Source organism: Streptomyces sp. NPDC088554 (assembly GCF_044752945.1).
Taxonomy (GTDB): Bacteria; Actinomycetota; Actinomycetes; order Streptomycetales; family Streptomycetaceae; genus Streptomyces.
Window position 1 is genome coordinate 38,616 of sequence record NZ_JBIVMF010000002.1, and the last position, 10,089, is coordinate 48,704.

The following is a 10,089-nucleotide window of genomic DNA, read 5'->3' on the forward strand; positions in this document are numbered from 1 at the left end:
CATGACCCGCCTGATCCTCGCCACCCGCAACGCCGGGAAGCTCACCGAACTCAAGGCCATCCTCGCGGACGCCGGCCTGCCCCATGAACTCGTCGGCGCCGACGCCTACCCCGAGCTGCCCGACGTCAAGGAGACCGGCGTCACGTTCGCCGAGAACGCCCTCCTGAAGGCCCATGCCCTCGCCGCCGCCACCGGCCTGCCCGCCGTCGCCGACGACTCGGGACTCTGCGTGGACGTCCTCGGCGGCGCCCCCGGTATCTTCTCCGCCCGCTGGGCGGGTGCCCACGGCGACGACGGGGCGAACCTCGCCCTGCTCCTGGCCCAGCTCTCCGACATCGCCCCGCCCCACCGCACCGCCCACTTCGCCTGCGCGGCAGCCCTCGCCCTCCCCGACGGCACACAGCGCGTGGTCGAGGGCCGTCTGCTCGGCACCCTGAGGGAAGCCCCCTCCGGTACGAACGGCTTCGGCTACGACCCGATCCTCCAGCCGGCCGACGAGACCCGCACCTGCGCGGAACTCACCCCGGCCGAGAAGAACGCGATCAGTCACCGAGGCAAAGCCTTCCGAGCCCTGATCCCAGCGGTGCGGGAGCTGCTGGGCTGAATCGGCGACTCAAGCAAAGGGCCCGCAGTCTTCATTTCGAAGGTTGCGGGCCCTTTTTGCCTTGGTGCGCCTGGTCGGATTCGAACCGACAACCCCTAGTTCCTAGGACTAGTCTCTCTACCAGTTGGAGCACAGACGCGCGCCTGGCGTCTACTCTACTGGTTCTTCCCGCCTGGCCGGAGGGGGATGCCCGACCTGATGGCGCGGCCTGCGAAGGTGCTCGTCTGGCTGTGACACGAGGGGCAGAGATAGCGCAGATTCTCGATCCGGTTGTCCCACCGGTCGCCACTGATGTGGTCGACCTCCAGGACGAGTTGCCTGCCTTGCCAGACGTCGCCGATACCGCACTCGGCGCAAAGCTGCGGCACGCCGAGATCATCGAGCGCACGCCTCAGCAGCGCGGTCTTCGTGCGTGGTGCGCCTGGCTCGAGTCGTAGCAGAATGTCCGCCGCCGATTTGCGCCAGGGGGAGGGGGCGCCTCGCGTGTGGCCTTGGCCCGTGAAATGGGCGCACGGCAGACCATGGGCCTCGATGCTGCGTTTGGCGACAGTGCGGGTCGCCCCGGAGTTCGCCCGGCCGAGGAGCTTCAGAACCCCTGCGAGACTGGCTGAGGCCGCGACAGCCGGTGCCAACTCGTCACGGGGGATGAGGGCCGCACTGGATCCGTATCTTCGGGTGAAATGCGAAGTGTCGATGCCGAATTGATCCAGCTTCTTCCGGATGTGGCCATACGGGCTGTTGCAGGGAGGGAAGCCCATGTACTCAAGCATTTCCCTGATGCTCTGCGATTTCGCGGCGGCTTCCGTCAGTAGTTCCTTCGAGTAGGAGCGGCGTTCCCGTGCGGGGAGTGGCTCCTCTTGGAAGTGGGAAGTGTCGATGCCGTAGTGCGCGAGTCGCAGACGTAGATAGCGAAGAGGGGCGCTTCCCAGGGGGGTGTCCAGTCTGCGCAGCAGATCGACAAGGCTGCCGGCTTCCGGTGCGGTGCGCTCCAGTAAGTCGCGAGGGTACGCGCGGTACGCGCTCATGTCGTGCGCCTCCGCTTCCGGCCGCGATAAGTGTCCGTGACCGCATGGCAGTTGGGGCAGAGGAGTCGGAGATTCCCCGGACGGTTGTCCCACCAGTCACCGTTGATGTGATCGGTTTCGAGGCGTAGAGGTTTGCCGTTCCACTCCGTGCCGGTGCCGCACATCGCACACGATTCCGCCACCCCGGCGCGGAGCAGTTCGCGGCGCAAGCGTGCCCCCGGGACTCTTCTGTCCGACGGTGAGCCCAGAACCAGCGCATTGCTCGAAGCGTCCTTGCGGTGCCCGTGGGGCATTCGCGAGAAGTGTGAGGTGTCGATGCCCAGCGCGGTTATCCGGCGGCCGATGTGCGTGTGATTTCCGCCCACCGGGCTGATTCCCAGGCGCCGTACGACTTCGCTCACGCTTCGGGAGCACGCGACCAGTTCGCGTAGTGTCTCGTCGCTGTGGCGCACCCGCTCCGTGGTGAAGTGCGAGGTGTTCACCCCTGCCTCGGCCATCTTGGCCCGGAGGTATCTGCGGCTCCCGGGGGTCGGATCGCCTCCGCACCAGCGCACCGCGTCGTCGAAGTTCGACGTTTCTCTCGCGGCCTCTTTCATCAGCACGTGTGTGTATCTGACGGCCATCGCCCGCCCCCTCGACCCGGCCGCGCGTTCGCGGCGTCGTACTGGGTAACGAATCGGGTATCGGATGGTCACGTCCGATAAACGGAACAACTGGTGCCGCTTCCTGGGGGCCGGGGGCCGGGGTCCGGGTGGGATCGGCCCCCAGGCACCCAGGCCCCCAGGAGGAGGTCAGAGGCCCAGGTCCTTGATGATCTTGGCTACGTGGCCGGTGGCGCGGACGTTGTAGAAGGCCTGTTCCACGCGGCCCTGCTCGTCCACGACGATCGTGGAGCGGATCACGCCGGTCACCGTCTTGCCGTACAGCTTCTTCTCGCCGAAGGCGCCGTACTGCTCCAGGACGGCCTTGGTGGGGTCGCCCACCAGGGTGACCTTGAGGTTCTCCTGGTCGCGGAACTTGGCGAGCTTCTCGGGCTTGTCGGGGGACACGCCGATGACGTCGTAGCCCGCGCCGGCCAGCAGGTCCAGGTTGTCGGTGAAGTCGCAGGCCTGCTTGGTGCAGCCGGGGGTGAGGGCGGCCGGGTAGAAGTAGACGATGACCTTGCGGCCCTTGTGGCCGGCGAGCGAGACGTCGTTGCCGTCCGCGTCAGGCAGGGTGAAGGCGGGGGCGGTGTCGCCGGGCTGGAGGCGCTCGCTCATGGTTCTCCGTACGTCGTGGGGTGGGCCGGGCTGTGCCCGGTGTACGCCGCCGAGCGTAATCGGGGGATGCCGGTCGGGTGCGGCGGCGGTGGAGCTGACAGACTGTCGACGAAGGACTACCGGACACGACCACGGAGGCAGCGCGGTGTCGGAATCCAGGACCCCGGCGCAGATCGAGGCGGACATCGTCCGCAGGCGCGGGCAGCTTGCCGAGACGCTCGACGAGATCGGTGTGCGGGTACATCCCAGGACGATCGTCGGTGACGCGAAGGCCAAGGTGGCCTCCACGGTGGACCAGACGGCCGGGCGGGCGTTCGTCGCGGTGAACAGGACGGCGGCGGGCGTACGCGCGTCGTTCGTCGGGCCGGACGGCGGGCCCCGGCTGGAGCGGCTGGTGCCGGTCGCGCTGCTCGCGGTCGGGGTGGTGGGGCTGCTCGTCATGTCCTCGAAGTCGTCCAAGCCGGTGAAGTCGGCGAGGGCCTCGAAGCGGCACTGGGACTGATCCGGGGCGGGCCGGGAACCGCGTGTGGCGAAGCGATTCTGCGTGCCGTGACCCCTCTGGCGTATCGCGGTCCGACGGGCAGGTAGGTTCGGGGGCGTGAGCGAGAAACCCCACGATCAACACGACAAGCTGCCCATCCGGATGCTCCATGACCGCGTACTGGTCAGGACCGACATCCCGGAGGGCGAGCGGCGTTCGTCCGGCGGCATCCTCATCCCGGCCACGGCCGCCGTCGGCCGGCGGCTGGCCTGGGCCGAGGTGGTGGCCGTGGGACAGAGCGTACGGACGGTGACGCCCGGCGACCGGGTGCTGTACGACCCCGAGGACCGCGCCGAGGTCGAGGTGCGCGGGGTGGCGTACGTACTGATGCGGGAGCGGGATCTGCACGCGGTGGCGGCGGACCGGTTCGAGGGGTCCGAGGACTCCACCGGGTTGTATTTGTAGCGGTGACCGACGTGTGTCAGGGGTTCGGCGGGATCTCCCGTCGGGCCCCTTTCGGCTGTCCGCGGCCCGCTGTTGCTACGGTGTGCGGACCCGACGAGACGCGCCGTACCGGGTCATTCGAAGGACGACGCACCTGTATGTCCGTGATTTCTCGTCGGAGGTGCCGTCATGGCCTGGGTTCTGCTGATTGTCGCCGGTCTGCTTGAGGTCGGCTGGTCGATCGGGATGAAGTACACCGAGGGGTTCACCCGGCTGTGGCCGAGCCTGTTCACCGGTGCCGGGATCGTCGCGAGCATGCTGCTGCTGTCGCAGGCGGTGAAGACACTGCCGATCGGTACGGCGTACGGCGTGTGGGTAGGGATCGGCGCGGCCGGTGCGGCGGTGGTCGGGATGGTGGTGCTGGGTGAGCCGGTGACCGCCGCCCGGATCTTCTTCGTGTCGCTGCTGCTGGTCGCGGTGGTCGGGCTCAAGGCGACGTCCGGTCACTGAAAGGGCGTGATGGGGCCGGGGCCGGGGCCGTCCGCTCCGGTGCCGCCCGTGTCGGTGCCGGTCCCGGTGGTGGTGCCGGTGTCCGTACCGGTGCTGGTGCCGTCCGCAGCACCGCCGCCGCCGCCGGTGTCGGTGGTGCCCGTGGTGCCTGTGCTGCCCGTGGTGTCGCCCGTTCCGCCGGTGGTGGCCGTTCCGTCGGTGGTCGTCCCGCCCGTGGTCGGGAAACCGGGGGTGCCGGGGGTGACCGGGGTGGTGCCGGTGGTGGAGCCCTGGTCCTGGCCCCCCGTGGTGGCGGCGCCGCCCGTCCCGCCCTGGGTGGCGGGCGGCTGTGACTGGCCGGGCGCGGTGGGCTGCTCGGACGGGCCCTGGGACGGCGGTGACTGCTGCGGATCCGGGGACGCGACCTCCGCGCCCGGCTCCAGCTGGAGATCGAACTCCCGGGCCGGGCTGTCCTGGAGCGCGGCGGCGGTGTACTGGCCCCAGATCTGCGCGGGCGGCCCGCCACCGTTGATCCTGGCCTGGCCGAGGGCACCGTACAGCGGCTTCTGCGCGGCGGTCGTCGGGTCCGCGCCCATCACGGCGACGACCGTGGCGAGGTCCGGGGTGTATCCGGCGAACCACGCCGCCTTGTCGTCCTCGGCCGTACCGGTCTTGCCCGCGGACGCGCGGCCCGCCGACTGGGCGGCGGTGCCGGTGCCGCCGTCGACGACGCTGCGCAGCATGGACGTGGTGGTGTCGGCGGCCTCGCGGTTGATGACCTGCTTGCTCCGGCTCGTGGGGAGCACCACCTCCGTACCGTTCTTGCTGACCTTGTCGACGAGGGTGTACGTGCCGTGCGCGCCGTGGTTGGCGAGGGTCGCGTACGCCTCCGTCATGTCCAGGACGCTCGCGGTGGCCGGGCCGAGCGCGATGGAGGGGGAGGCGGTCAGGTCGGGGGTGTTGGCGGGGAGGCCGAGGGCGACGGCGGTCTCCTTGACGGTGGCGGGGCCGACGTCCTCGGCCATCTGCGCGTAGACGGAGTTGACGGACTTGTCGGTGGCGGTCCTGACGGTGATCGGACCGTAGTCGACGTCGTCCTCGTTGGCCGGGGCGTAGCCGGTGGGGCCCTGCGGGCCCACGACCATGCGCCGGTTGCTGCCGTCGTAGACGGTGTTCGGGGTGATCGGCCGGCCGTCCTGGGTCTCGGAGCCGTTCTGGACGGCGGCGGCGAAGACGAACGGCTTGAAGGTGGAGCCGACCTGGTAGTCCCGGCGGGTCGCGGTGTTCACGTACTGCTTGGTGTAGTCGATCCCGCCGTACATCGCGACGAGTCTGCCGGTCGCGGGGTCGATGGAGGCGCCGCCGACGCGGACGTTGCGGTCGGCCGCGCGGTCGGGGCTGAGCTGGGAGGTGACCTGGTCCTTGACGGCCTTGACGAAGGCGGCCTGCTTCGTGCGGTCGAGGGTGGTGGTGATGCGGTAGCCGCCGGCGGCGAGGGTGTTCTCGTCGATGATCCGGTGGCTGGTGAGGTAGTCCTTGACGGCCTGGACGATATAGCCGCGCTGTCCGGAGAGTCCGGTGGAGGACGTCCTGACCTTTCCGGGCTCGGGGAAGGTGGTGGTGGCGCGGGTGCCGGGGCTGAGCCACTTCTCCTTGACCATGCCGTCGAGCACGTAGTTCCAGCGGGCGACGGCGGCCTTCTTGTTCTCGGGGTGGACGACGACGTCGAACTCGCTGGGGGCGTTGAGCAGGGAGGCCAGATAGGCGCCCTGTGCGGCGTTGATGTCCTCGATGTCCTTGCCGTAGTACGCCTGGGCGGCGGCCTGGATCCCGTACGCGTTGCGGCCGAAGTAGCTGGTGTTCAGATAGCCCTGGAGGATCTGTTCCTTGGTCGCCTCGCGGTTGAGCTTGATCGCGATGAAGAACTCCTTGACCTTGCGGACGATCGTCTGTTCCTGGCCGAGGTAGTAGTTCTTCACGTACTGCTGCGTGATCGTGGAGCCGCCCTGGGTGCCCTTGCCGGTGAGGGTGTTCCAGGCGGCGCGGGCCATGCCCTGGGGGTCGACGGCGGGCTCGTTGTAGAAGCCGCGGTCCTCGGCGGCGAGTACGGCCCGCTGGACGGTCCTGGGCACCTGTGCGAGCGAGATGTTCTCGCGGTTGATCTCGCCGTCGCGGGCGATCTGGGTGCCGTCCGCGTAGAGGTACACGTTGGACTGCGCGGTGGCCGAGGCGTTGGCGGCGGGGATGTCGACGAGCCGGTAGCCCAGGAAGAACCCGCCGATGAGGACGAGCGCGCAGAAGAGGAACGTGCCGAGCAGCATGCGCCAGGTCGGTACGAGCCGGCGCAGCCCGGTCCGCCGGCGCTTGCGCTCCAGGCGTTTCGCGGCGCGCCGGGCCCTGCGTTCGGCCCGCTTGCCGCCGTGGGCCGGGGGGATCGGACCTGGGGCCGAGGGGTCCCGGGGGGCCCAGCCCTGCTGCTGTGGCTCGTCACTCATACGTGTGAAGACTCCTCGGACGCCGCCGGCGGTTCACTCTCCGGCATAACGGTGTCGTATCAGGCGATGAGCGCCGCATCCACAAGAAACGCTGTGCAGTCCTATAAAACACTGCCAGAACGGAGAAGTGGTACCGACCGAATATTCGGTAGTGGCGACGGGCCCCTGTGGACTACGGCTACGAGCGGGCGCTTCGGCAGGTGGGGCGCTCCGGTACGACGGGCCGGGCGCGTGGACAGGGGTGGGGAAGTGGCGCGAGAAGCGGTGCGAGGAGTGGTGTGGGGGCGCGGGGAGTCGGCGTGGCGGACGCGCCTCACAGCCGCCGCGCGAGCGCCTTCTCCGCCGGGCGGCCGGTCGGGCCGGTCGACGGTTCCGTCAAGGGTACGTTCAGCGCCTTCTCCAGTATCCGGAGGTCGAGCCGATCCCCCATCGCGAGGTATCCCGCGTCGCTCGGGTGCAGATGGTCGCCCGAGTCGTACGCGGGCCTCAGCCGCTCGGGCGCGTCCGGATCCCGTACGACCAGGTCGAAGTCCACGACGTCGTCGAAGACGCGGCCCGCCCGGATCTCCGCGTTGACCCGGGCGCGTACGGACTCGGTGGTGGCGTTGTGCCCCCGGTGCCCGCCGAACGGGGTGAGCGTGGCGCCGATGACGCGCAGCCCGCGCTCATGGGCCTGGTGGGTCAGCTCCCGGAGGCCGTTGACGATCCTGGCCGGGTCGGTCTCGGCGCCGCGCAGGATGTCGTTGACGCCCAGGTCGACGATGACGACCCGGACCCCCGCCCGGCCGAGGGCGTCGCGGCGGAAGCGCGCGATACCGCTCTCGCCCTTGGCCAGGTCGACGGAGTCGGCGAGGACGCGGTTGCCGCCGATGCCCTCGTTGAGCACGCCGATGTGCTGGTCGCGCAGCCGGGCGGCGAGGATGTCGGGCCAGCGGTGGTTGGCGTCGGTGCGGGAGCCGACCCCGTCGGTGATCGAGTCGCCGAAGGCGACGACCGCGCCCGCCGTGCGGTGGTTCAGCACATCGACCGCGGTGAGGTAGCGCCATGCCTTGGTGGGCCGGGTGTACGCGTCGCCGGCCGGGTCCTCCGTACGGTCGCCGTCCGCGAGGTAGGAGGTCTGGAGCGCGTTCGGGTGGTAGGTGACGGGCCCACCGGCCGCCGGGGTGTAGAGCGTCACCAGCAGCTCACCGGCGTACGGCACGGCCAACGCCACCGGATCGCTGACGATCTGCCCGCCGGGCGGTACGGTCACGGCCGCGCGCCGTTCGAACATCAGCCGCCGCATGCTCCCGGGGGCCGCCCCGGCGCCGTCGCCCGCGCGGACCGCGATGGAGGCGTGGCCGATCAGCAGCGCGGTGGGGCTGTAGATGTTGGAGAAGGTGACGCGCACCTCGGTGCCGCCGATGCTGGTGTGCACGACGTTACGGATGGAGCTGCCCGGATATCCGGTCGGCGCCTCGGGCTCCACTCCGGCCGGGGCCGTGGTCCAGGTGCCGGTCCAGCCATCGGAGGGGACCGGCGCGACGGGCCTGCCCGTACTCGTACCGGAGCCGGAGCCGGAGCCTGATCCCGTACCCGGTCCCGTACCCACACTGACACCCGCGCCCGCACGGCTCGCGCCCGCACCCGCACTCGTACCGAGGAGGCCGAACGCGGCGAAGAGCGTGCCGCAGATCAGCGCCACCGCCCCCACCAGCGCTCCGAGCAGGGCCCATCCTCGCTGTTTGATCATGGCCACAGAACACATCATCCGACATCGCGGAGGAAGCCAGGGACAATGTGCGGGGGGAAGCGCTTCGGCGGGCATGGAATGAACGGTGGAACGGTGGGAGTGGATGAAAAGCACGGATCCGGTCGGAACGGGTAGAGCGGTCAGGGGGGTGTCGAAGGCCACGGCCGGCGCCCGCCCCACCCTCGGCTCCTTCTCGTACACCGCCGACGACGAGGAGAAGCTGCGCGGCGTCCGGCGCATGAAGGCCACCGCCACCGGACTGCTCCTGCTGGTCGCGCTCGTCTACGCCCTCGCGACCTGGGCGAAGAACTCCGGCGCGGGCGCCTGGACCGGCTATGTCGCCGCCGCGGCCGAGGCCGGAATGGTGGGCGCGCTGGCCGACTGGTTCGCGGTGACGGCGCTCTTCCGGCATCCGCTCGGCCTGCCCATCCCGCACACCGCGATCATCGCCAACAAGAAGGACCAACTGGGCGCCTCGCTCGGCCGGTTCGTCGGGGAGAACTTCCTCTCGGCCGAGGTGGTACGGACCCGGCTGCGCGCCCTCGGCGTCGGCGGCAGGCTCGGTACGTGGCTGGCGCAGCCCGCCCACGCGGACCGGGTCACCGCCGAACTCGCCACGGCGCTGCGCGGCGCGCTGACCGTCCTGCGGGACGCCGACGTCCAGGCGGTCGTCGGCGAGGCCATCACCCGTCGCGCCGAAGCGGTCGAGATCGCGCCCGGCCTGGGCAAGACCCTGGACAAGGTCGTCGCGGACGGCGCCCACCACCGCGCCGTCGACCTGATCTGCTCCCGCGCGCACGACTGGCTGGTGGAGCACGGTGACTCGGTCATGGACGCGGTCCAGGGCGGCGCGCCCGGCTGGACGCCACGCTTCGTCGACCGCAGGATCGGGGACCGCGTCTACAAGGAGCTGCTGCGCTTCATCAGCGAGATGCGCGACATGCCCACCCACCCGGCGCGCGGCGCCGTCGACCGCTTCCTGCGGGACTTCGCCGCCGACCTCCAGTCGGACACGGACACCCGTGCCCGCGTCGAACGCCTCAAGTCCGAGCTGCTGGCACGCCCCGAGGTGCAGGACATCATCGCCTCGGCCTGGTCCTCCGTACGCGCCATGGTCATGTCCGCAGCCGAGGACGACCGCAGCGAACTGCGCCTGCGCGCCCGCGCCTCACTGCTGTCGCTGGGCTCGCGGCTGGCGACGGACGACCGGTTGCAGGGGAAGCTGGACGGCTGGATCGAGGAGGCGGCGGCGTACGTCGTCTCCACCTACCGGGGCGAGATCACGTCGCTGATCTCGGACACGGTGGCGAGCTGGGACGCGGCCGACACCTCGAAGAAGATCGAGGCCCACATCGGCCGTGACCTGCAATTCATCCGTATCAACGGCACAGTGGTCGGCGCCCTGGCCGGCCTGCTGATCTACACCCTGTCCCACGCGCTGGGCGGCTGACCGCCCCTCGGCCGTACCCGCCGGAAAGATTGCTGGGCGCGCGACGAGGACCCTGTCGTCCGTTCACGCGCCCAGCCACCATGGGGGAGTTGCCCATGAGTACGGAGGCG

10 protein-coding genes, 1 tRNA gene and 1 riboswitch are annotated in these 10,089 nt (G+C 70.2%); of the genes, 5 read left to right on the top strand and 6 right to left on the bottom strand.

Annotation, left to right across the window (positions count from 1 at the left end; genetic code table 11):
• Position 1: 1 nt before the first annotated feature.
• Entirely contained in the window at positions 2-604 is a 603-nt protein-coding gene (gene rdgB, locus ACIP8W_RS02205) for an RdgB/HAM1 family non-canonical purine NTP pyrophosphatase (protein ID WP_401952378.1), read from the top strand.
• 62 nt (positions 605-666) lie between these two features.
• Here the strand turns inward: rdgB and ACIP8W_RS02210 are convergent.
• The 4 genes from ACIP8W_RS02210 to bcp form a co-directional block, all read right to left on the bottom strand.
• Positions 667-743, bottom strand: a tRNA-Leu gene (locus ACIP8W_RS02210).
• A gap of 16 nt (positions 744-759) precedes the next feature.
• Entirely contained in the window at positions 760-1,629 is an 870-nt protein-coding gene (locus ACIP8W_RS02215) for an HNH endonuclease (RefSeq protein ID WP_402201620.1), read from the bottom strand.
• The gene (locus tag ACIP8W_RS02220; RefSeq protein WP_402201621.1) at positions 1,626-2,252 is read right to left on the bottom strand and encodes an HNH endonuclease; all 627 of its coding nucleotides are present in this window, start codon (positions 2,250-2,252) and stop codon (positions 1,626-1,628) included. Before ACIP8W_RS02220 ends, ACIP8W_RS02215 begins: the two co-directional genes overlap by 4 nt.
• A 168-nt stretch (positions 2,253-2,420) precedes the next feature.
• A complete protein-coding gene (bcp, locus tag ACIP8W_RS02225; RefSeq protein ID WP_401952383.1) occupies positions 2,421-2,888 on the bottom strand; it encodes a thioredoxin-dependent thiol peroxidase in 468 nt (155 codons plus the stop codon).
• A gap of 145 nt (positions 2,889-3,033) precedes the next feature.
• Between bcp and ACIP8W_RS02230 the strand changes: the two genes are divergently transcribed.
• From ACIP8W_RS02230 to ACIP8W_RS02240, 3 genes are all read left to right on the top strand, one after another.
• Positions 3,034-3,390 (top strand): DUF3618 domain-containing protein, encoded by a 357-nt coding sequence (locus tag ACIP8W_RS02230; protein ID WP_401952386.1) that lies wholly within the window; start codon positions 3,034-3,036, stop codon positions 3,388-3,390.
• 141 nt (positions 3,391-3,531) lie between these two features.
• Positions 3,532-3,834, top strand: a complete 303-nt coding sequence (locus tag ACIP8W_RS02235) for a GroES family chaperonin (protein ID WP_401952821.1) — start codon at positions 3,532-3,534, stop codon at positions 3,832-3,834.
• A gap of 61 nt (positions 3,835-3,895) precedes the next feature.
• A riboswitch (guanidine-III (ykkC-III) riboswitch) is annotated at positions 3,896-3,968 on the top strand.
• 34 nt (positions 3,969-4,002) lie between these two features.
• Positions 4,003-4,323, top strand: a complete 321-nt coding sequence (locus ACIP8W_RS02240; protein ID WP_402201622.1) for a DMT family transporter — start codon at positions 4,003-4,005, stop codon at positions 4,321-4,323.
• Here ACIP8W_RS02240 and ACIP8W_RS02245 read toward each other — a convergent pair.
• Both ACIP8W_RS02245 and ACIP8W_RS02250 read right to left on the bottom strand, forming a co-directional pair.
• Entirely contained in the window at positions 4,317-6,797 is a 2,481-nt protein-coding gene (locus ACIP8W_RS02245) for a transglycosylase domain-containing protein (RefSeq protein WP_401952391.1), read from the bottom strand. The genes ACIP8W_RS02240 and ACIP8W_RS02245 overlap by 7 nt on opposite strands.
• Positions 6,798-7,110: 313 nt before the next feature.
• The gene (locus ACIP8W_RS02250; RefSeq protein WP_402150026.1) at positions 7,111-8,529 is read right to left on the bottom strand and encodes a GDSL-type esterase/lipase family protein; all 1,419 of its coding nucleotides are present in this window, start codon (positions 8,527-8,529) and stop codon (positions 7,111-7,113) included.
• Between the two features lie 103 nt (positions 8,530-8,632).
• Here ACIP8W_RS02250 and ACIP8W_RS02255 point away from each other — a divergent pair, with 103 nt between their 5' ends.
• Entirely contained in the window at positions 8,633-9,979 is a 1,347-nt protein-coding gene (locus ACIP8W_RS02255; RefSeq protein WP_402201623.1) for a DUF445 domain-containing protein, read from the top strand.
• Positions 9,980-10,089: the final 110 nt, after the last annotated feature.